Below are 21,106 nucleotides of genomic sequence, written 5' to 3' on the forward strand. Positions count from 1 at the left end.
CCGGATCGGGCGCCCGCCCCTTCGCCGTTCCCCCCGCGGGAGCGCCCGCCGGCTACTTGCCCAGCGAGCTCAGGTCCTGGGCGTACGTGCCGACCGCGTGGGCGATGACGTCCAGGTTGGTGTCGAAGGCCTTCAGGTCCAGGTTCTTCAGGGTGTCGCCCGCCCCGTGGTAGTTCGGGTCGTACGGGGCCCCCGCCGTGCCGCCGTACCGCTTGGCCTGCTCGGCGGTCTTGACGCCCTCGGCGCCGGTGAACGTACCGCCGGCCGGGATGCCGTTCGCGATGAACGGGCCGTAGTCCGAGCGGCCGTCGAAGTCGCTGCCCTCGTGCGGCTTGTGCTTCTTGTCGAGGAAGCCGTTGATGAGCGCCTCGATCTGTGCCGAGCCGGCCGGGCCGGCGCCCTCGCCGGTCTTGTCCGAGTCGTCGCCGTCGTAGACGAACTGCACCGGGTTCGGCGAGGCGATCATGTCGAAGTTCAGGTAGAGCGCGATGTCCTTCTTCTGCTTCTCGGACAGCTGCGCCACGTAGTGCTCGGAGCCCAGCAGGCCGAGCTCCTCGGCCGACCACCAGGCGAAGCGGACCTTGTTCGCGGTCCCCTTGCCCTTCTTGTTGGCCCCCTCGTCCGCGAGCTTGAGCGCCACCTCCAGCAGACCGGCCGAGCCGGAGCCGTTGTCGTTGATGCCCGGGCCCTCGGGGACCGAGTCCAGGTGCGAGCCGACGGTGACGACGCGGTCGGAGCGGCCGCCCCTGGTCTCGGCGATCACGTTGCGGGTGGTCTTCTTCACGTGCTCCTGGTCCAGGTCCAGGCGTACGGTCACCTCGCCCCCGGCGGCGGCCGCGGCCAGCGCCTCGCCGTCGGCGAGGGACAGCCCGGCGCTCGGGATGATCCCGTCGGCGGGCGAGGAGAACCCGCCCCGGACCGGGGCGGTGCCGCTGTGGTTGTAGACGATCACGCCGATCGCGCCGGCCGCGGCGGCGGCCTTCTGCTTCTCCACGAAGGTGCAGGCGCCGCGCTTGACCAGGGCGATCTTCCCGGTGAAGGTGCCGCTCGCGTAGTCGTCGGCCGTGCAGCCGGGGGTCTCGTCGACCCGGGCGAGGGCGAGCGGGGCGACGAGGCCGCCGGCCGGGGTGGACTTGGTGAAGGTGAAGGCGGCGGTGGCCAGCTCGCGCGGCGCACCGTCGACGCCGGTGAGGACGGTGGTCTTCTCCGTCTTCGTGTGCGCCTCGTAGATGTCGAAGTCCTGGTAGGAGACGTCGTACCCGGCCTTCTTCAGGGTGTCGTGGACGTAGGCGGCGGAAGCCGCGTGGCCCGGGGTGCCCGCCGCGCGGTTGCCGCCGTTGGCGTCGGCGATCTGCTGGAACTTCGCCAGATGGCGGTAGGCGCCGCGGGCGGTGACCTCCGACACCAGCTCCTTGGCCAGCCTGCCCTCGCGCGGGTGGGCGGCCGCCGGGGTGGCGGTCAGCAGGACGGGCGCGGCGACGGCGGCGGCCGCGAGGGCGGCGAGGGCCGGTATGGACCGGCGGCGGTGGTGGATGGCGCGCACGGTGGTTCTCCCCGAGTTCGATATGCGGAATGCCCGTCCGTCGACCGGACACGACAGACCGGACGGTAACCGGCCGCCACCAGGCAAAACGGGCTCTCGGCGGGGGTGCAACACAGCCGCCACGAACGTGTCACGGGGGTTCACATCCGGGACACCGTCCGTTCCTCGGACAATGGATTGGACAAGCCTCGTGGGGTCGAACGCATGATGGCTTCACGCGCCCGCGTCGTACGCACCAATAAGGAGTCACCGTGAGGGTCGGAATCGTCGGAGCCACCGGACAGGTCGGCGGAGTCATGCGCGGCATCCTCGCCGAGCGCAAGTTCCCGGTGGACGAGCTGCGGCTGTTCGCCTCGGCCCGTTCCGCGGGCTCGACCCTCGAGTGGGAGGGCCGGGAGATCACCATCGAGGACGCCTCCACGGCGGACTACTCCGGCCTGGACATCGTCCTCTTCTCCGCGGGCGGCTCGACCTCCAAGGCCCTCGCCGAGAAGGTCGCCTCCCAGGGCGCGGTCGTGATCGACAACTCCTCCGCCTGGCGCCGCGACCCCGACGTGCCGCTCGTCGTCTCCGAGGTCAACCCGCACGCGATCAAGAACCGCCCCAAGGGCATCATCGCGAACCCGAACTGCACCACCATGGCCGCGATGCCGGTGCTGCGCCCGCTGCACGACGAGGCCGGCCTGACGGCGATGGTCGCCACCACCTACCAGGCCGTCTCCGGCTCCGGCCTGGCGGGCGTCGCCGAGCTCGACGGCCAGGTCAAGGCCGTCGCCGGCGAGGCGACCGCGCTCGTCCACGACGGCGAGGCGCTCACCTTCCCCGAGCCGGGCGTCTACAAGCGTCCGATCGCCTTCAACGTGCTCCCGCTCGCGGGCTCGATCGTCGACGACGGCTCCTTCGAGACCGACGAGGAGCAGAAGCTCCGCAACGAGTCCCGCAAGATCCTGGAGATCCCGGAGCTCAAGGTCTCCGGCACCTGCGTGCGCGTGCCGGTCTTCTCCGGCCACTCCCTCCAGGTCAACGCCCGTTTCGCGAACCCGGTCAGCGTGGAGCGCGCGTACGAGCTGCTGAAGGACGCCCCGGGCGTCGAGCTCTCGGAGATCCCGACCCCGCTGCAGGCGGCGGGCAAGGACGCCTCGTACGTGGGCCGCATCCGCGTCGACGAGACCGTCGAGAACGGCCTCGCGCTGTTCCTCTCGAACGACAACCTCCGCAAGGGCGCGGCCCTGAACGCGGTGCAGATCGCCGAGCTGGTCGCGGAGGAGCTCCGCGGCTGAGGCCCGAGCCCGATCGCACGAGGAAGGGGCGGCACCGGTCGGTGCCGCCCCTTGCTGCGTTCCCGCGGTCTCGCGGTCCCGCCGGCCGTCAGGGCCTGCGGACCTCGAAGAGGAAGCAGCCGAACTCGGTGGCGCGCACGTGCACGAGGGCGACCTCCGGGTCTGCGAAGGCCTCCGCCACCGCCTCCTCCAGCACCGCGTCCGCGTCCTGCGCGGCCTCGCCCAGTGACAGGGCGCGGCCGCCGAGGATGCGCCCCCCGGCGTCGTAGCGGCGGACCGTGCGCAGTGCCCCGGGGTGGGCGAAGGGGTATCCGGGAGCCCCGGCCGGGCCGCCGCAGTCGGCGGCGTGGATGAACACCGGGCCCTGCTCGCCGTACGCGCCCGGGTCCACGCCCGTCTCGGCCGCCCAGCGGCGCAGCGGCGCGTACGAGACGAGTGCGATCCGCTCCCCGGGGCTGCTGCGGCGCAGGCAGCAGCGCAGCGGGGCGCCGCCTTCGGGGTCCTCGTACGGCAGGCAGGGCCGCCCGGCGTCGTCCCGGACGCGCAGGCCGGCGAGGGCTGCGGGGGCGACGGGGCGTACGGCGTGGAGCGCCGGTCGGGGCGCGGATCGTGTGGTCATGCCGTCCAGGGTGCGCGCCCGGAAGCGGCGAAGCTGGCGGAAATCGGACGTGGAGTTTCGCCCGTGGATTACTCGAAGGCACCTGATCGGCGCCACGTGGAAGGATGGCGGGGCAACGTCACCATCAAAGGAGATGACCGCGTGCCTGGCACGAATCTCACCCGTGAAGAGGCTCAGCAGCGGGCGAAGCTGCTCACCGTCGACTCGTACGAGGTCGAACTCGATCTCAGCGGTGCGCAGGAGGGCGGCTCGTACCCGTCCGTGACCACCGTGCGGTTCCAGTCGGCCGAGGCCGGCGCCGAGACCTTCATCGACCTGGTCGCGCCGGCGGTGCACGAGGTCGTCCTGAACGGCAAGTCGCTGGACGTGGCCGAGGTCTTCCGGGACTCGCGCATCGCGCTCCAGCACCTCGCGGCCGGCGCCAACGAGCTCCGCGTCGTCGCGGACTGCGCCTACACCAACACGGGCGAGGGCCTGCACCGCTTCGTCGACCCTGTCGACCAGCAGGCCTACCTGTACACCCAGTTCGAGGTGCCGGATGCGCGGCGCGTGTTCGCCAGCTTCGAGCAGCCCGATCTGAAGGCGACGTTCCAGTTCACCGTGAAGGCCCCCGAGGGCTGGACGGTCATCTCGAACTCCCCCACGCCGAAGGCCGCGGACGTCAAGGACAACGTCTGGCGCTTCGAGCCGACGCCGCGCATCTCGACGTACATCACGGCCCTGATCGCCGGCCCGTACCACGCGGTGCACAGCTCGTACGAGGGCCCCGGCGGCCAGTCGGTGCCGCTGGGCATCTACTGCCGGCCGTCGCTCGCCGAGTTCCTGGACGCCGAGGCGATCTTCGACGTGACGCGCCAGGGCTTCGACTGGTTCCAGGAGAAGTTCGCGTACGACTACCCGTTCGCCAAGTACGACCAGCTCTTCGTCCCCGAGTTCAACGCGGGCGCGATGGAGAACGCGGGCGCGGTCACCATCCGCGACCAGTACGTCTTCCGCTCGAAGGTGACGGACGCGGCGTACGAGGGCCGTGCCGAGACGATCCTGCACGAGCTCGCGCACATGTGGTTCGGCGACCTGGTCACCATGGAGTGGTGGAACGACCTGTGGCTGAACGAGTCGTTCGCGACGTACACCTCGGTCGCCTGCCAGGCCTCCGCCGAGGGCACGAAGTGGCCGCAGGCGTGGACGACCTTCGCCAACTCGATGAAGACCTGGGCGTACCGGCAGGACCAGCTGCCGTCCACGCACCCGATCATGGCCGACATCCGTGACCTGGACGACGTCCTGGTCAACTTCGACGGCATCACGTATGCCAAGGGCGCCTCGGTGCTCAAGCAGCTCGTCGCCTACGTGGGCACGGACGCCTTCTTCCAGGGCGTGCAGGCGTACTTCAAGGCGCACGCGTTCGGGAACACGCGCCTGTCGGACCTGCTGGGCGCCCTGGAGAAGACCTCGGGCCGCGATCTGACCGCCTGGTCGAAGGCGTGGCTGGAGACGGCCGGCATCAACGTCCTGCGCCCCCGCATCGAGACGGCCGCGGACGGCACCATCACGGCGTTCACGGTCAGCCAGGAGGCCCCGGCGCTGCCCGCGGGTGCGAAGGGCGAGCCGACGCTGCGCCCGCACCGCATCGCGATCGGCCTGTACGACCTGGACGGCGGCAAGCTCGTCCGTACGGACCGGATCGAGCTGGACATCGACGGAGAGCTGACCGAGGTTCCGGAGCTGGTCGGCCGGGCCCGTCCGGCCGTCGTGCTGCTGAACGACGACGACCTGTCGTACGCCAAGGTCCGCCTGGACGAGGTCTCGCTGGAGAACGTCACCGCGCACCTCGGCGACTTCACCGAGTCGCTGCCGCGGGCGCTGTGCTGGGCCTCGGCGTGGGACATGACCCGCGACGGCGAGCTGGCGACGCGCGACTACCTCGCCCTGGTCCTGTCGGGCATCGGCAAGGAGTCGGACATCGGCGTCGTCCAGTCGCTGCACCGGCAGGTGAAGCTGGCCGTCGACCTGTACGCCGACCCGGCGTGGCGGGAGCAGGGCCTGGAGATCTGGACCGAGGCCGCACTGGAGCACCTGCGCGGCGCCGAGCCGGGCAGCGACCACCAGCTGGCGTGGGCGCGCGCGTTCGCGGCGACGGCCCGCACCGAGGGGCAGCTGACGTACCTGTCCGCGCTGCTGGACGGTGCGGCGGAGATCGAGGGCCTGGTCGTGGACACCGAGCTGCGGTGGGCGTTCCTGGAGCGCCTCGTCGCGACGGGTGTCCTGGGCGACGCGGCCATCGACGCGGAGCTGGAGCGCGACCGTACGGCGGCGGGCGAGCGCCACGCGGCCACGGCGCGGGCCGCGCGCCCGACGGCGGAGGCCAAGGCCGAGGCGTGGGCCTCGCTGGTGGAGTCCGCCGACCTGCCCAACGCGGTGCAGGACGCGGTGATCGGCGGCTTCGTCCAGACCGACCAGCGCGAGCTGCTGGCCCCGTACACCGAGAAGTTCTTCGCGGTGGTCAAGGGGATCTGGGAGAACCGCAGCCACGAGATCGCCCAGCAGATCGCGGTGGGCCTGTACCCGTCGCTCCAGGTCTCCCCGGAGACGCTGGCCGCGACGGACGCCTGGCTGGCCTCGGCGGAGCCGAACGCGGCCCTGCGCCGCCTGGTCTCGGAGTCCCGCTCGGGTGTGGACCGCGCCCTGAAGGCCCAGTCCGCGGACGCGGCGTCGGCTTCCTGAGCCGCCCCCGCCGCGCAGCCTGACCGTCCGGTGCCCCGGTCCCCGCTCCCGCGGGGCCGGGGCACCGGCGTTCGGTCACGAGATGCGCTGCACGGTCACGGGGTGCGCTGCGCGGCCACGGCGCGCAGGGCGGCCAGGACCCTGGACACGGCCGGAGCGCCTTCGCCGCCGCGGCGGGTGGCCGCCAGGACGTGGCGGGTGGGGCGGTCGTGGGCCAGGACCCGCACCGCCACCCCCGAGGCGCGGCTCGACACCATGCGGGGGACCAGGGCCACGCCCATCCCGGCCTCGACCATGGCGAGGATCGCGGTCCAGCCGGATGCCGAGTGCGCCTGTTCCGGGACGAAGCCGGCCGCCTCGCAGGCGTTGCGGGCGATCTCCTGCCAGGGGCCGCTGCCCCCATAGATCCACGGGTCGCCGGACAGGTCCGCCAGCCGCAGGGCCGGGGCCGCGGCGAGGGGGTGGTCCGGCGGCAGGGCCACGTCGAGGGGGTCCTCCAGCAGCGTGATGCGGGTGAACCGCGGGTCCCGGGCGGTCGGGGCGTGCGCCGCCAGCGAGAGGGCCAGGTCGACGGCGCCGGCCGCCAGCAGCTCGTACGACTGCGCCGCCTCGGTCTCCCGCACCCGTACCTCCACCCCCGGGTGGCTGCGCCGCAGCTCCGCCACCGCCGGGACCACCAGCACGGGCACGGCCGTGGAGAACGCCCCGATCCGGACCTCCCCCGCGTCCCCGGACAGGTACCCGGCCAGCTCGGCGTCCGCCCGCTCCAGCTGCGCGAACACCGCCTCCGCGTGCCGCAGTACGAGGTGCGCCGCGTCCGTGAGCCGGACCCGGCGCCCCTGCGCCTCCAGCAGCGGCACCCCCAACTGCCGTGCGAGATTGGTCAGCTGCTGCGAGACGGCCGAGGGCGTCATGTGCAGCGTCTCGGCCGTCGCGGTCACGGTCCCCCGGTCGGCCAGGGTCCGCAGGATGCGCAGCTTCTTGATGTCCCACTCGGTCATGGGAGCGAACCTACCGGCGGGCCCCCAGGCTCACGCCGCCGAGGATCAGCGCCATGCAGAGCAGCTCCGCCGGGCCGGTCCGCTCGCCCAGGAGCAGGAGGCCGAGGCCGGCGACGCAGACCGGCTGGAGGTAGTAGACGACTCCCGCCCGGGCGGGACCGATGAGCGAGACGGCCTTGTTCCAGGCGAAGAAGGCGACCGCGGAGGACATGACGCCGACGTAGAGCAGCATGCCGCCGGTGCCCGCGGTGAGCTCGAAGCCGCCCTGGACGGTGAGGGACACGGCGTAGGCGGGGGTCAGCATCAGCGCGCCGAGCACGAAGGTGGTGATCAGGAAGGCCGGTCCGCCGAGCTCGGCGGGCTTGCGCTTGAGCAGCGCGCTGTACGTGGCGAACGACAGGGCGGCGGCGAGCATCCACAGGTCGCCGGCCCCGAAGTCGAAGCCGAGCGAGCCGTCCCCGACGAGCAGCAGCACCCCGAACGCGGCGAGCAGCAGCCCGAGGGTCCGACGGACGCCGAGCCGCTCACCGCCGAGGCGGGCGTACAGCGCCATGACGACCGGCGAGGCGGCCATGATCATGCCCATGTTGGAGGCGGAGGTGGTCAGTCCGGCCTGGTGCACGAGCGTGTTGTACAGGGCGACGCCGAACAGCGAGGCGAGGGCGATGAACCCGAGGTGGCGGCGGATCAGCGCCCGCTGCCGCCAGGCCTGACGGGCCGCGAACGGGGCGACGGCAAGGGCTGCGATGATCCAGCGCCAGAACACGGCCTGGACGGGCGGGACGCTGTCGGCCATCCCCCGGGTGGCGACGAAGCTGCCGGACCAGACGACCGTCGCGACCAGGGCGAGGAGGAGGCCGAGTCCGGCGGACCCCTGCGCCGCCCGGCCGCCGCCGGGTCCGGCCTCGGGCTGGTGCTGCGTACCGGTACGGACCCTGTCCATGACGGCCACGGTGTGTCTCCCCCTCGGGTGCTGGTCTGCTCTGGTCTCGCCTGATGTGGCTCTACCGTCGCACCGGGGCATCCGTCAGGTCCATCGAAATGTTCCGATCATTCTGTTCAGTGGAACTGAACGGTTCGACCTTCGTCCCGGCGGCGAACAGCTGGCCCGCGACCGTGGCCCCGAAGGCGATCGCCATGCCCAGCAGCTGCACGGGCGACAGGGCCTGGCCGAGGGCCGCCCAGCCGATGACCGCCGCGGTGAGCGGCGAGAGCGGGCCGAGCAGGGTGACCGAGGTGGCGGTGAGCCGGCCGATCCCGCGGAACCAGAGCCAGTACGCGATACCGGTGTTGATCAGCATCATGTAGCCGTACCCGAGGAAGGCCTTGCCGTCGAGCGCGGGCGGGGCCCCCTCGACCAGCGCCGCGACGGGGATGATGACCAGCCCGCCCGCGGTCAGCTGCCAACCGGTCAGGGCCAGCGGACCGACCCCCTCCGGACGCCCCCAGCGCTTGGTCATGACCGTGCCCGCGGCCATGGAGGCGGAGGAGACCACACCGGCGATGATGCCGACGAGGTCCAGCCGGGCCGCGGCGGTCAGGACGACCATGCTCACGCCGAACGCCCCCGCGACGGCGGCGAGTACGGTCCGCAGCCGCGCCCGCTCCCCCAGGACGAGGGCGGCCAGCCCGACGACGAACAGCGGCCCGGCGGAGCCGAGGACGGCCGCCACCCCGCCGGGCAGCCGGTACGCGGAGAGGAACAGCAGCGGGAAGAAGGCGCCGATGTTGAGCGTGCCGAGGACGGCGGACTTCCACCACCACGCGCCGCTCGGGAGTCTGCGGGCCAGGGCGGTGAGCAGGAGTCCGGCGGGCAGGGCCCGCATGACCCCGGTGAACAGCGGCCGGTCGGGCGGGAGCAGTTCGGTGGCGACGGCGTAGGTCGAGCCCCAGGAGATCGGGGCGAGGGCGGTCAGGGCGACGGTGGCGAAACGCTTCATGGCAGGTGGCTCCCCCAGTAGGCTGCTTGCAAGAAAGTAGCTTACCCCTAAGCTACTTTTCGGCAAGCTACTTTCTTGCGAACGATCGGAGGGAGGCCGGATACTGCGCTTCATGACCGAGGCCAACAAGGACGCCGCCGACAGGGAAACTGTCCCCGCAGACGCCGTCGACGCGATCATCGACCAGTGGCACGTGGTGCGACCGGAGCTGGACACCGCACCGATGGCCGTCTTCGGCCGGATCTACCGGATCGCCCGGGCCATGGGGGACGCGGCGGAGCGGGCCTACGCCCCGTACGGGATCTCGCGCGGCGAGTTCGACGTCGTCGCGACGCTGCGCCGCTCCGGCGCCCCGTACACGCTTTCGCCGCGCCAGCTGTCGGCCACGCTCATGCTCACGACGGGCGGGATGACCGGGCGCCTGGACAAGCTGGAGAAGGCCGGCCTGCTCGGCCGCAAGCCCGATCCGCACGACCGGCGGGGGCTCCAGGTGACGATCACCGACCGCGGGCTCGCCCTCGTCGACGAGGCCGTCGCCGCCGGGCTGGAGGTGCAGCGCGCCGCGCTCGCGGGGCTCGGCGACGAGGAGGTCGCCGTCCTGACGGGCCTGCTCCGCAAGTTGCTGGCCGGGGTCTAGGCCCGGGGTCTAGGCCCGGGGTCTAGGCCCGGGGTCTAGGCCCGGGGTCTAGGCCCGGGGTCTAGGCCCGGGGTCTAGGCCCGGGGTCCGGGTCAGTCGGTCAGTCTGTTCAGTTGGTGGGCTGCGGCTTCTGCGGCCGGTCCGACTTGTCGAGGACCATCACCAGGCCCGCGATGATCAGGAACAGCACGATCGGCGTGGCCACGTACAGGCCGAGGGTCTGGGCAATGCTCAGGCCCGGGCCCGGGTCGTCGCCGTCGTCGCGGGTCACCGCGAGGGCGGGAGACGTCATCAGCAGCATCATCAGCGTCGATCCGGCCGTGACGGCGCCGGCGCGCAGAGCGTTCTTCTTGTCCACGGTGCAAACGTAGCGAACACCTAAACGGGGCGCGCGCCCGGGGGTGCCGTACGGGCACCCGCCCCCTCCCGCACCGCGCTCAGCAGGGCGTTCGCCCGGGGCGAGGCGGCCAGTGCCTCCAGGGTCAGCGGCCGCCCGGCCGAGTCCGCGAGCGGCAGCCGCCAATTGGGGTACTGGTCCCAGGTCCCGGGCAGGTTCTGCGGCCGCCGGTCCCCCACCGCGTCGGGCAGCCATACGCCGACCAGGCGGGCGGGGGTGCGCAGCAGGAAGCCGTACAGGGCCCGTACGGCGGCCTCCTCGCCCTTGGTGTCCAGGCCGAGCCCCTCCAGTACGTCCAGCCACTGCGCGGTGTCGGCGGCGTCCTGGGCCCGCTCCTCCTCGACCGGGCGGGTCAGCAGGCCGAGCCGGTCGCGCAGTTCCACATGGCCGCCGGCCAGCTTGGCGGCGGTGGGCGGCAGATCGTGGGTGGTGGCGGTGGCCAGGCAGTCGGCGCGCCAGGCCCCGGGGGCGAGCGGCTGCCCGTCGCCCGCCCAGTCGCGTTCGAACCAGAGGACCGAAGTGCCGAGCACCCCGCGCCGGGCCAGCGCCTTGCGGACGCGCGGCTCCACCGTCCCGAGGTCCTCGCCGATGACCGGGGCCCCGGCCCGGTGGGCCTCCAGTACCAGGATCGCGAGCATCGCCTCGCCGTCGTACGAGACGTACGTGCCGTCGGCGGGCGGGGCGCCCTCCGGGATCCACCAGAGCCGGAACAGGCCCATGACGTGGTCGATGCGCAGGGCGCCCGCGTAGCGGAACACCCCGCGCAGCAGGGCCCGGAACGGCGCGTACCCGGTGGCCGCGAGCCGGTCGGGCCGCCACGGCGGCAGCCCCCAGTCCTGGCCGCGCGCGTTGAAGGCGTCGGGCGGGGCGCCGACGCAGACGCCCTTCGCGTAGAGGGGCGGGCCGAGGGTGTCCGAGCCGTGCGGGTGCACCCCGACGGCGAGGTCGTGGACGATGCCGACCGGCATCCCGGCCTCGCGGGCGGCCTGCTGGGCGGCGGCGAGCTGGGTGTCCGTCAGCCAGACCAGCCAGCGGTGGAAGTCGGCCCCGCCGCCGGAATCGCGGTCCGCGCACCAGGCGGCGTGCCGGTCGAGCGCCGCACCCTGCTCGGCGCGGAAGCGGCGGTAGTCGGCCTCGCGTTCGGGGGTGCGCGGGACGGCGTAGAGCAGTTCGAGGGCCCGGCGCTTCAGCTCCCAGACGGCGTCGCGGTCGATCAGCGCCCCCTTCTCCAGCACCTCGCGGCGCAGCTCGGCGCCTTGGCCGGCGAGTTCACCGAGGGCCTCCCGATCGGGGCAGTCGGCGTACTCGGGGACGTCCTCGATCCGCAGGTGGACGGGGTCGGGGAAGCGGCGCGAGGAGGGCCGGTACGGGGACGGGTCGGTCGGCGTCCCGGGCACGGCGGCGTGCAGCGGGTTGACCTGGACGAACCCGACCCCGTGGGCCCGGCCGGCCCACCGGGCGAGCGCGGCGAGATCGCCGAGGTCCCCCATGCCCCAGGACCGCTCGGAGAGCAGGGAGTACAGCTGCACCAGCACCCCGTGCACCCGCCCGCCCCCGCCGGGCGCCCGCTCCGGAGCCACGATCAGCGTGGCGTCCCCGGTGCGCCCGTCCGGAGTCTCGGCGACGAGCCGGTGCACCCCGAGCGGCGGCACTCGCCCCGGCTCCCGGCCCGGCGCCCCGCCCGGGTCGCGAGCGGGTTCCGCGCCCGGCCCGCGGCCCTCGGCCCCGTGGCCTTCGGCCTCGTCTCCTGCTGCCTCGTCTCCTGCTGCCTCGTCCCCCTCGACCTCGTCACCCTCCAGGCGGATCCGCGTACCGGCCGGGAGCGCGGCCAGCTCCGCGGGCGGCTCCGACCCGGCCCACCACACCAGCACGGGCGGCAACAGCCGGTGCGCAGCCTCGCGCTCGGCTTCGGCCAGGTGCCGTCGTACGGCTTCCGGGGTGTCGCAGTCCACGCCCAGCTGCCGCAGCACGGCGACGACGGTGGCCTCCGGGACCCGGACGGTGACGTCCTCGGCGGGCTGATAGGTGGTGGCGACGCCGTGCAGCGCCGCGAGCCGGGCGAGGTCGTCCATGTGAGTACCTGTGTCCCTGTGTCTAGTCGCCTGCGGCAGCGGCCGCGGCGGGCGTGGTCGGTTCGCTCGTCAGCGGGGCCTCGTCGGCGAGCGGGGGCTCGCTGGTCAGCGGCGCGTGCGCGGAACCGGCGAGCGGGGGCTCGCTGGTGAGGGGCCCCTCGGCGGGCCCGGCCTGCGCGGGCAGGTGGGCGAGCAGCGGGGTGTGACGGGTGCCGGGTGCGGTGTTCACGGGCGGTTGCTCCTTTGTCCGTACGGGAGGTGAGGGTGGGTCAGGGACCATGGAACACCGCCGGGGAACATGCCAGCCATACCCCGTGGACGGCGCCGCATTCCTGGCGTATCCGGGTCAGAACCCCCGCGGACCCCGGTACGAACACCACCCGCGGCGGCGCGGACCGGCGGGCGCGGTCGGCGGGGCGGGCGGCGGGGCAGGTGGCGGGGCAGGCGGACGCTCGGAAGCGTCGGCTCCGGGGCGGTCAGGGGAACAGGCGAAGGGCGGGGCTGGGACGGGCGGGGCAGGGCGGGGAGACGGCACCGCCCCGGCGGCAGCCCGCACCCGCCGGGGGAACCGCCCCGGGACCCGGGGTCCGGGGGCGGCTCCGTCCCCTGCGACTACGGCACCGCCGCTACGACGCCGCCGCGCCGATGCGGTCCAGGGCCGCTTCCGCGCCGTACGGTTCCAGGTACGGCATCCAACGGGGGTCCCGGTGGCCCGTGCCGATGATGCGCCAGGCCAGACCCGACGGCGGAGCCGGCTGGTGGCGCAGGCGCCAGCCCAGCTCCAGCAGGTGCCGGTCCGCCTTGACGTGGTTGCACCGCCGGCATGCGGCGACCACGTTGTCCCACACGTGCTGCCCGCCCCGGCTGCGCGGGATCACGTGGTCGACGCTGGTCGCGACCCCGCCGCAGTACATGCAGCGCCCGCCGTCGCGGGCGAACAGCGCGCGGCGGGTGAGTGGAACGGGCCCCCGGTAGGGGACCCGCACGAAGCGCTTGAGCCGGACCACGCTGGGCGCGGGGACGACTCTCGTCGCGCTGTGCAGAAAGGCGCCGGATTCCTCGAGGGAGACAGCTTTGTTCTCCAGGACGAGGACGAGCGCGCGGCGGAGCGGTACGACGCCGAGCGGCTCGTACGACGCATTGAGGACCAGGACGTGCGGCACGGACTGCCTCCTTGTACGCCGGCGGCGCGTGGCTCGCGCCGGGACGATCTGCTCTCCAGTCTCCCCTTACGGCTGGTCGAAGCGCCACCACGCGCCCGTAACGGGTCCGAGGTGTTTTCAACCACACCCGGTTCATCCCCAGGTGAGTCCGGTCTCTCCCTCGAACACGGCAACGGGGTCACCCGAATGCCCCGTTAGTGTGGATGGCCTGCCCCGCATTCCCCCTTCCGCGGGCAGACCGCTATACCTGGAGGTTCCCGTCGTGCCCTGGCCTGCCGCCCTGCTGCCCCTGGCAGCCGACACCCCGGACCCGGCCGCTTCGGTCAAGGAGGCCCACGAGAGCGTCACGAACGCCGCCAGTTTCATCGAGGAGAACTGGGCCGGATGGCTGTACCTCGGCCTGAAGATCCTGCTGATCCTGGTGATCGCGGCCGCGTTCCGCTCGCTGGTCCGCAAGTCGCTGACCAAGCTCATACTGCGCATGAACCGGGGCGCCGAGGCCGTCGAGGGCATGGCGCTCGGCGGACTCCTCGTCAACGCGGAGCGCCGGCGGCAGCGCTCCGAGGCGATCGGCTCGGTCCTGCGTTCGGTGGCTTCGTTCCTGATCCTCGGCACGGCCGGGCTGATGGTGCTCGGCGCGCTCGGCATCAATCTGGGCCCGCTGCTCGCGAGTGCCGGTGTGGCCGGTGTGGCGATCGGTTTCGGCGCGCGGAACCTGGTGACGGACTTCCTGTCCGGCGTGTTCATGATCCTCGAGGACCAGTACGGCGTCGGGGACAAGATCGACGCGGGGGTGGCCTCCGGCGAGGTCGTCGAGGTCGGTCTGCGCGTCACCAAGCTGCGGGGTGACAACGGCGAGATCTGGTACGTGCGCAACGGCGAGATCAAGCGGATCGGCAACCTCAGCCAGGGCTGGGCGACGGCGGGCGTGGACGTCCAGGTCAAGCCGTCGGAGAGCCTCACCCGCATCCGCGAGGTGGTCAAGCACGTCGCGGAGGGCCTGGCCAAGGAGTCCCCTTGGGACGAGCGGCTGTGGGGCCCGGTGGAGGTGCTGGGCCTGGACGAGGTGCTGCTGGCCTCCATGACGGTGAAGGTGTCGGCGAAGACGATGCCGGGCCAGCAGTTCGCCGTGGAGCGCGAGCTGCGCTGGCGGATCAAGGAGGCCTTCGACGAGGCCGGCATCGGGATCATCGGCGGTCTGCCGGCCGCCGATGGCGAGGAGGAACCGGCCGACCCCTCGGCCGCCGTGGCCGCGCCTTCGGCGCTCGCGAACCCGGCCTCCCCGCAGTCCCTGGCCACCGCCCCGATCCCGCCGCCGGCCGCCGGCGCCCCGCGGATCACCAAGTAGCCCCCCTCCCCCTTCCCCTTTCCTCCCTCTTCCGCACCACCCCGCTGCCCCCGCAGGTTCATTTCTGCGGGGGCAGCGGCATTGACACAGCTCAAACGCCAATAGGAAACTTACCTAACAGTTCCTGAAGGCCACGGCCCCCGGCCACGGCCACGGCCAGGTGAGCGGAGAGCGCCCATGACCGGCACCACCCCCGGTACCCCCAGCCTGCTGCGCGTCATGAACGACCGCGCCGCGCTGGACCTGCTGCTGGAGCACGGGCCCCTGTCCCGTACCCGGATCGGCCGGCTCACCGGGCTCTCCAAGCCCACCGCCTCCCAGCTGCTGGCCCGCCTCGAAGCCGCCGGGCTGGTCGTGGCCACCGGCACCGACGGCGGCCGCCCCGGCCCCAGCGCCCAGCTGTACGGGGTCAACCCGCGCGCCGCCCACGTCGCCGGACTGGACGTCACCCCGGGCGGCATCGTCGCGGCAGTCGCCGACCTCACCGGCGAGGTGATCGGCAGCCACGAGCTCCCGTACGCCGAGGGCACCGGGGCCGTCGACCGGGTCACCCTGGCCCTCGGCGGGGCCGTCAAGGACGCCGGGCTCCAGCGCTCCGACATCCACCGGGTCGTCATCGCCACCCCGGGGTCCTTCGACCCGAGGACCGGGGCGCTGCGCTACGCCGACCACCTGCCCGGCTGGCACTCCCCCACCCTGCTGGAGGAGCTGGCGGCGGCCCTGCCGATGCCGGTCGAGTACGAGAACGACGTGAACCTGGCCGCGGTCGCCGAGCAGCGGCTCGGCGCGGCCCGCGGCCACGGGGACTTCGTCCTGCTGTGGAACGAGGAGGGCCTCGGCGCCGCCCTGGTGCTCGGCGGCCGGCTGCACCGCGGCTGGACCGGCGGCGCCGGGGAGGTCGGGTTCCTGCCCGTGCCGGGCCACCCCCTGGTCCGGCGCGTCACCCAGGTCAACTCCGGTGGCTACCAGGAGCTGGCCGGCGTGGAGGCGGTGGCCGGGATGGCGGCCGCGCTGGGCATCGGGGCACCGCCCGGGGCCACCGCGCAGCCCGCCGGACCCGGCGCCGGACCGGCGGCCGCACCGGTCGCCACGCCGGTCGCCACGCCGGTCGCCGCCGCGGTCGCGCTGCTGGCGCAGGCCGCCGGGCACCCCGAGGGGGCGAACCTGCTGCTGCTGCGGCAGTACGCCACCGCCCTGGCCACCGGCATCGCCGCGCTGGTCGCCGTACTGGACCCGGAGATCGTGGTCCTGTCCGGCGCCGTGACCGCCGCCGGCGGGGACCCGCTGCGCGAGCTCGTCGAGGCCGAACTCGCCGATCTCGCCCCCTCCCGGCCGCGCCTGGTGTCCGGCACCGTACGCGAGCGGCCCGTACTGCGCGGCGCGCTAGAGAGCGCCCTCGCCGCCACCCGCGACGAGGTCTTCGACACCTCGCGCCGCTGACCGCCCCGCCCCGCAGGACGAGCACGCCCGCCACCACCACCCCCGTCACCCCACTCCTCGTCGCACCCCCTGGCACCCGTCCCGGAAGTTCCTCCCGCAGAGAGCGAGCCCCGCCATGCCCAGAACCCGCCGTCTGACCACCGCGGCCACCGCCGTCGCCGCGCTGTCCGTCCTCGCCACCGCGTGTACGGGCCAGAGCGGCACCGCGGCCTCCGACGATCCGGACAAGGAGGTCACGCTCAACTTCTGGCACGGCTGGTCCGCGCCGAGCGAGGCCAAGGCGATCGAGGAGAACATCGCCCGGTTCGAGAAGGCGCACCCGAACATCAAGGTCAAGGTCACGGGCAACATGACCGACGACAAGATCAACCAGGCGCTGCGCGCGGGCGGGGACAAGGCACCCGACGTGGTCTCCTCCTTCACCACCGACAGCGTCGGCAAGTTCTGCAACTCCGGTGCCTTCGCCGACTTGAACCCCTTCCTCCGGAAGTCCGGCATAGACACGGCGAAGGTCTTCCCCAAGACCCTGCTGGAGTACACCCGGTTCAACGGCAACCAGTGCACGCTGCCGCTGCTGAACGACGCGTACGGCCTCGTCTACAACAAGGACGCCTTCAAGGCCGCGGGCATCACCGAGCCGCCGAAGACGTGGAGCCAGTTCGCCGAGGTCGCGCAGAAGCTGACCAAGCCCGACGGGGACTCGTACGCCCAGCTCGGGGTCATGCCGACCTACCACGGCTACGAGACCACCCCCGTGCGCGTGGCCGCGCAGTGGAGCCCGAAGTACTTCGACGCCGACGGCAAGTCCAACCTGGCCAAGGACCCCGCGTTCGCGAACATGCTGACGGCGCAGAAGGACCTGGTCGCCAAGCTCGGCGGCTACGAGAAGCTGGAGAAGTTTCGCAGCACCTTCGGCGACGAGTGGAGCGCCGAGCACCCCTTCCACAAGGGCCAGGTCGCGATGCAGATCGACGGCGAGTGGCGGCCGGCGATGGCCAAGGAGGCCGGGGTCACCTTCGAGATCGGCACCGCGCCGCTGCCCGTGCCGGACGACCAGGCCGCCGACTACGGCAAGGGCTACCTCTCCGGCACGATCATGGGCATCGCCTCGGGCAGCAAGAAGCAGAACGCCTCCTGGGAGCTGGTGAAGTACATGACCACCGACACCGAGGCGGTCGTGGCGTTCGCCAACGCCATCCACAACGTGCCCTCCACCCTGGCGGCCCTGGAGTCCCCGAACCTCCAGGTCACCCCGGAGTTCAAGACCTTCATCGACATCGCCCGGCACCCGAAGTCGAACACCACCCCGGCCCAGGCCGACGGCGGCACCTACCAGCTGACCTTCCAGGACCTCGCGTACGCGGTCGAGAAGGGCGACGTGGCCGACATCCCGGCCGGTCTCGCCAAGACCGGGCAGCAGATCGACACGGACATCGCGAAGGCGAAGTAGCCCCCGATGACCACCACCACTGGCACCGGCACCGGCACCGGTCCCGTCGCCCCCCTGCTGCGGGCCAAGCGCCGGCGGTCCGCCCTGCGGACCGCGGCCTTCATGTCGCCCTGGCTGATCGGGTTCGCCGTCTTCTTCGCGTACCCGCTCGTCTCCACCGTGTACTTCTCCTTCACGAAGTACGACGGCTTCCGCCCGCCCGTCTTCAACGGCCTCGACAACTGGACGTACGTCTTCACGGACTATCCGCTGTTCTGGCCGGCCATGCGCAACACCCTGTGGCTGGTCGTGGTGATGGTCGCCTGCCGGGTCGTCTTCGGCCTCGGCGTCGGCCTGCTCATCACCAGGATCAAGACGGCGGCGGGGATCTTCCGGACCCTGTTCTACCTGCCCTACCTGGCTCCGCCGGTGGCCGCGACCCTGGCCTTCGTCTTCCTGCTCAACCCCGGCACCGGCCCGGTCAACACCCTGCTGGAGGCGGCCGGTCTGCCCGCCCCCGGCTGGTTCACCGACGCCGACTGGTCCAAGCCCGCGCTCACCGTCCTGGCGGTGTGGGGGGTCGGCGACCTGATGGTCATCTTCATGGCCGCGCTGCTCGACGTACCGAAGGAGCAGTACGAGGCCGCCGAGCTGGACGGGGCCGGCGCCTGGGCGCGGTTCCGGCACATCACCCTGCCGAACATCTCGCCGATCATCCTGTTCGCGGTGGTCACCGGGGTCATCCAGGCCATGCAGTACTACACGCAGCCCCTGGTGGCGGGGAAGGTCGCCTCGGGTGTCATCGGCGGCTCGGGCCAGCAGTTCGAGCCGGGCTACCCCGACAAGTCCACGCTGACCCTCCCCCAGGTCGTCTACAACGTCGGCTTCCAGCGCTTCGACTACGGCACCGCGTGTGTCGTCGCGCTGGTCCTCTTCGCCCTCTCCATGGCCTTCACCGCACTGCTGATGCGCCGCCGTGGCGGGCTGATCGGAGCAGGTGACTGAGATGGCCCAGCTGACCGACACGACGACGCCCGCAGCCGCGAGGACGTCCGGGACGGCCTCGCGTACGACCGGATCCGGACCGCGCCGCCGCGGCGGCGCCCGCGGCGGCCGCAAGGCGCTCCTGCACTGGATCGGCGTGCACGCCCTCGGCGTCGCCGCCGCCCTGTTCTTCGTCCTCCCGTTCGTCTTCCTCTTCCTGACCTCCCTGATGAGCGACCAGCAGGCGCTGACCCGCGACCTGGTGCCCGACACCTGGGAATGGGACAACTACGCCAAGGTGTGGAACACCCCGGGCTTCCTGACCTGGTGGCGCAACACCCTTCTGTACGCCGGGCTGGGCACACTGCTGACCGTGGTCTCCTCGGTGCCCGTGGCGTACGCGCTCGCCAAGTTCCGCTTCCGCGGGCGGCGGCTGTCGCTGCTGCTGGTGATCGCCATGATGATGCTGCCCCCGCAGGTGGTGGTCATCCCGATGTACCTGTTCTGGGCCAAGCAGCTGGACCTGTCCGGCACCCTGTGGCCGCTGATCATCCCGATGGCGTTCGGCGACGCGTTCTCGATCTTCCTGCTCCGCCAGTTCCTGCTGACCATCCCCGACGAGTACCTGGACGCGGCCAAGGTCGACGGCTGCGGCGAGGTCCGCACCCTGCTGCGCGTCGTCCTGCCGATGGCCAAGCCGGGGATCGCCGCCGTCGCGCTGTTCCAGTTCTTCTCCGCCTGGAACGACTACTTCGGCCCGCAGATCTACGCCTCGGACAACCCCGCCGCCTGGACCCTCAGTTACGGACTGGAGTCCTTCAAGGGGGCGCACCACACCAACTGGAACCTCACCATGGCCGCGACCGTGCTGGTCATGGCACCGGTGATCGTCCTCTTCTTCTTCGCCCAGAAGGCGTTCGTCGAGGGCGTCACCCTGACGGGAGTGAAAGGCTAGTGACCATGAAACTCGCAGTGGTGGGCGGCGGTTCCACTTACACGCCCGAGTTGATCGACGGCTTCGCGCGGCTGCGCGACACCCTGCCGGTCAGCGAGCTGGTGCTGATCGACCCCGCCACCGAGCGGCTGGAGCTGATCGGCGCGCTGGCCCGGCGGATCTTCGCCAAGCAGGGGCACCCGGGGCGGGTCACCACCACCGCCGATCTCGACGCGGGCGTCGAGGGCGCCGACGCGGTCCTGCTCCAGCTGCGCATCGGCGGGCAGGCGGCCCGGCTCCAGGACGAGACCTGGCCGCTGGAGTGCGGCTGCGTGGGGCAGGAGACCACCGGCGCCGGCGGGCTCGCCAAGGCGCTGCGGACGGTGCCGGTGGTGCTGGACATCGCCGAGCGGGTCCGGCGGACCAACCCCGACGCCTGGATCATCGACTTCACCAACCCCGTCGGGATCGTCACCCGCGCCCTGTTGCGGGCCGGGCACAAGGCCGTCGGACTGTGCAACGTGGCCATCGGCTTCCAGCGGAAGTTCGCCGCGCTGCTGGACCTGGCGCCCGCCGACATCCACCTGGACCACGTGGGCCTCAACCACCTCACCTGGGAGCTGGGGGTGCGCAAGGGCGGCCCCGAAGGCGAGGACCTGCTGCCCCGGCTGCTCGCCGAGCACGGCGCGGCCGTCGCCGAGGACCTGCGGCTGCCGCGCGCGGTGCTGGACCGTCTGGGCGTCGTGCCCTCGTACTACCTGCGGTACTTCTACGCGCACGACGCCGTGGTGCGCGAGCTGGGCGGCAAGCCCTCGCGGGCCGCCGAGGTCGCCGCGATGGAGCGGGAGCTGCTCGCCCTGTACGCCGATCCGGCGCTGGACGAGAAGCCCGGGCTGCTGGCCAAGCGGGGCGGTGCCTTCTACTCGGAGGCGGCCGTGGACCTGGCGGGGGCGCTGTTGGGCGACGGCGGGCCGGGCCCGGCCGCCGTGCAGGTGGTCAACACGCTGAACAACGGCACCCTGCCGTTCCTCCCGGACGACGCGGTGATCGAGGTGCAGGCCCGGGTGGACCGCTCCGGCCCGGTGCCGCTGGCCGTGCCCCGGCTGGACCCGCTGTACGCGGGACTGGTCGCGCACGTCACGGCGTACGAGGACCTGGCGCTGGACGCGGCCGTACGGGGCGGTCGCGAGCGGGTCTTCAAGGCGCTGCTGGCGCACCCGCTGGTCGGCCAGTTCGACCTGGCGCAGGGGCTGACCGACCGTCTCCTCGCGCACAACAAGGAGCACCTGGCATGGGCGTGACCCCTACCGCCCCTGCCGCCCCCACCCGCCGGTCCGCCCCTCCCGCCCGCATCGCCGTCGTGGCCATCGACGCGGGCAACAGCAAGACGGACGCGGCGCTGATCGCCGCGGACGGCACGGTTCTCGGCACCGGGCGCTCCGGCGGCTTCCAGCCGCAGCGGACCGGTGTCGAGGAGGCGGTGGACGTCCTGGGGCGGGCGGTCGCGGAGGCCGCCGAGGCGGCCGCGCTGCCGCTGCCCGGGACCGGGGCGGGGGCCGGGACCGGGGCCAGGACCGGGGCGGGGGCCGGGGCGG

Annotated in this window: 18 protein-coding genes and 1 pseudogene; 10 read left to right on the forward strand and 9 right to left on the reverse strand. The window is 72.7% G+C overall.

The features are described from left to right. Positions 1–52: 52 nt before the first annotated feature. A complete protein-coding gene (locus tag IF02_RS0121830; protein WP_051696435.1) occupies positions 53–1,543 on the reverse strand; it encodes a M28 family metallopeptidase in 1,491 nt (496 codons plus the stop codon). 251 nt (positions 1,544–1,794) lie between these two features. Between IF02_RS0121830 and IF02_RS0121835 the strand changes: the two genes are divergently transcribed. Then, positions 1,795–2,823 carry an aspartate-semialdehyde dehydrogenase gene (locus tag IF02_RS0121835; protein WP_030159419.1) on the forward strand — a complete coding sequence of 343 codons (1,029 nt, stop codon included), beginning with the start codon at positions 1,795–1,797 and terminating at the stop codon, positions 2,821–2,823. Between the two features lie 88 nt (positions 2,824–2,911). Here the strand turns inward: IF02_RS0121835 and IF02_RS0121840 are convergent, their stop codons facing one another. Then, entirely contained in the window at positions 2,912–3,442 is a 531-nt protein-coding gene (locus tag IF02_RS0121840) for a DUF1203 domain-containing protein (RefSeq protein WP_030159420.1), read from the reverse strand. A 141-nt stretch (positions 3,443–3,583) separates the two neighbouring features. On the opposite strand from IF02_RS0121840, the gene pepN reads away from it, so the two are divergent. After that, positions 3,584–6,166 (forward strand): aminopeptidase N, encoded by a 2,583-nt coding sequence (pepN, locus tag IF02_RS0121845; RefSeq protein WP_030159422.1) that lies wholly within the window; start codon positions 3,584–3,586, stop codon positions 6,164–6,166. A gap of 95 nt (positions 6,167–6,261) precedes the next feature. Here pepN and IF02_RS0121850 read toward each other — a convergent pair whose 3' ends face one another. From IF02_RS0121850 to IF02_RS0121860, 3 genes are read right to left on the reverse strand one after another with little or no spacing between them, the layout of a single operon-like run. Beyond that, positions 6,262–7,167 carry a LysR family transcriptional regulator gene (locus IF02_RS0121850; protein ID WP_030159424.1) on the reverse strand — a complete coding sequence of 302 codons (906 nt, stop codon included), beginning with the start codon at positions 7,165–7,167 and terminating at the stop codon, positions 6,262–6,264. A gap of 10 nt (positions 7,168–7,177) precedes the next feature. Then, the gene (locus tag IF02_RS0121855; protein WP_030159425.1) at positions 7,178–8,119 is read right to left on the reverse strand and encodes an EamA family transporter; all 942 of its coding nucleotides are present in this window, start codon (positions 8,117–8,119) and stop codon (positions 7,178–7,180) included. Between the two features lie 52 nt (positions 8,120–8,171). Then, positions 8,172–9,107, reverse strand: a complete 936-nt coding sequence (locus IF02_RS0121860; RefSeq protein ID WP_030159426.1) for an EamA family transporter — start codon at positions 9,105–9,107, stop codon at positions 8,172–8,174. Between the two features lie 112 nt (positions 9,108–9,219). On the opposite strand from IF02_RS0121860, the gene IF02_RS0121865 reads away from it, so the two are divergent. After that, complete coding sequence (locus IF02_RS0121865; protein ID WP_051696436.1) at positions 9,220–9,744, forward strand: MarR family winged helix-turn-helix transcriptional regulator; 525 nt, start codon at positions 9,220–9,222, stop codon at positions 9,742–9,744. Positions 9,745–9,853: 109 nt separating this feature from the next. On the opposite strand, the gene IF02_RS0121870 is transcribed toward IF02_RS0121865, so the two are convergent. From IF02_RS0121870 to IF02_RS0121885, 4 genes are all read right to left on the reverse strand, one after another. Beyond that, the gene (locus IF02_RS0121870) at positions 9,854–10,102 is read right to left on the reverse strand and encodes a hypothetical protein (protein ID WP_030159428.1); all 249 of its coding nucleotides are present in this window, start codon (positions 10,100–10,102) and stop codon (positions 9,854–9,856) included. Positions 10,103–10,122: 20 nt separating this feature from the next. Then, positions 10,123–12,213, reverse strand: a complete 2,091-nt coding sequence (locus IF02_RS0121875; protein ID WP_030159429.1) for a 4-alpha-glucanotransferase — start codon at positions 12,211–12,213, stop codon at positions 10,123–10,125. 22 nt (positions 12,214–12,235) lie between these two features. After that, positions 12,236–12,493: a hypothetical protein gene (locus IF02_RS32595; protein ID WP_078622241.1), complete on the reverse strand. Its 258-nt coding sequence runs from the start codon at positions 12,491–12,493 to the stop codon at positions 12,236–12,238. A 346-nt stretch (positions 12,494–12,839) separates the two neighbouring features. Continuing rightward, positions 12,840–13,376, reverse strand: coding sequence for an HNH endonuclease (locus IF02_RS0121885; RefSeq protein WP_030159431.1), 537 nt, complete (start codon positions 13,374–13,376; stop codon positions 12,840–12,842). Between the two features lie 262 nt (positions 13,377–13,638). Between IF02_RS0121885 and IF02_RS0121890 the strand changes: the two genes are divergently transcribed. The 7 genes and pseudogenes from IF02_RS0121890 to IF02_RS35630 all read left to right on the forward strand — a co-directional run. Then, a complete protein-coding gene (locus tag IF02_RS0121890; RefSeq protein WP_199809263.1) occupies positions 13,639–14,724 on the forward strand; it encodes a mechanosensitive ion channel family protein in 1,086 nt (361 codons plus the stop codon). Positions 14,725–14,901: 177 nt separating this feature from the next. Continuing rightward, complete coding sequence (locus tag IF02_RS0121895) at positions 14,902–16,164, forward strand: ROK family transcriptional regulator (protein ID WP_030159435.1); 1,263 nt, start codon at positions 14,902–14,904, stop codon at positions 16,162–16,164. A gap of 115 nt (positions 16,165–16,279) precedes the next feature. After that, the gene (locus IF02_RS0121900; RefSeq protein ID WP_030159437.1) at positions 16,280–17,614 is read left to right on the forward strand and encodes an ABC transporter substrate-binding protein; all 1,335 of its coding nucleotides are present in this window, start codon (positions 16,280–16,282) and stop codon (positions 17,612–17,614) included. A 6-nt stretch (positions 17,615–17,620) separates the two neighbouring features. Further along, positions 17,621–18,598, forward strand: coding sequence for a carbohydrate ABC transporter permease (locus IF02_RS0121905; protein ID WP_051696437.1), 978 nt, complete (start codon positions 17,621–17,623; stop codon positions 18,596–18,598). Position 18,599: 1 nt separating this feature from the next. Then, entirely contained in the window at positions 18,600–19,532 is a 933-nt protein-coding gene (locus tag IF02_RS0121910; RefSeq protein ID WP_234318293.1) for a carbohydrate ABC transporter permease, read from the forward strand. Positions 19,533–19,537: 5 nt separating this feature from the next. Then, a complete protein-coding gene (locus IF02_RS0121915) occupies positions 19,538–20,812 on the forward strand; it encodes a 6-phospho-beta-glucosidase (protein ID WP_030159443.1) in 1,275 nt (424 codons plus the stop codon). After that, positions 20,803–21,106, forward strand: a pseudogene (locus IF02_RS35630) (hypothetical protein); the annotation flags it as partial. The gene IF02_RS0121915 and the pseudogene IF02_RS35630, both read left to right, overlap by 10 nt.

This window comes from Streptomyces sp. NRRL S-244, assembly GCF_000717915.1.
Taxonomy (GTDB): domain Bacteria; phylum Actinomycetota; class Actinomycetes; order Streptomycetales; family Streptomycetaceae; genus Streptomyces.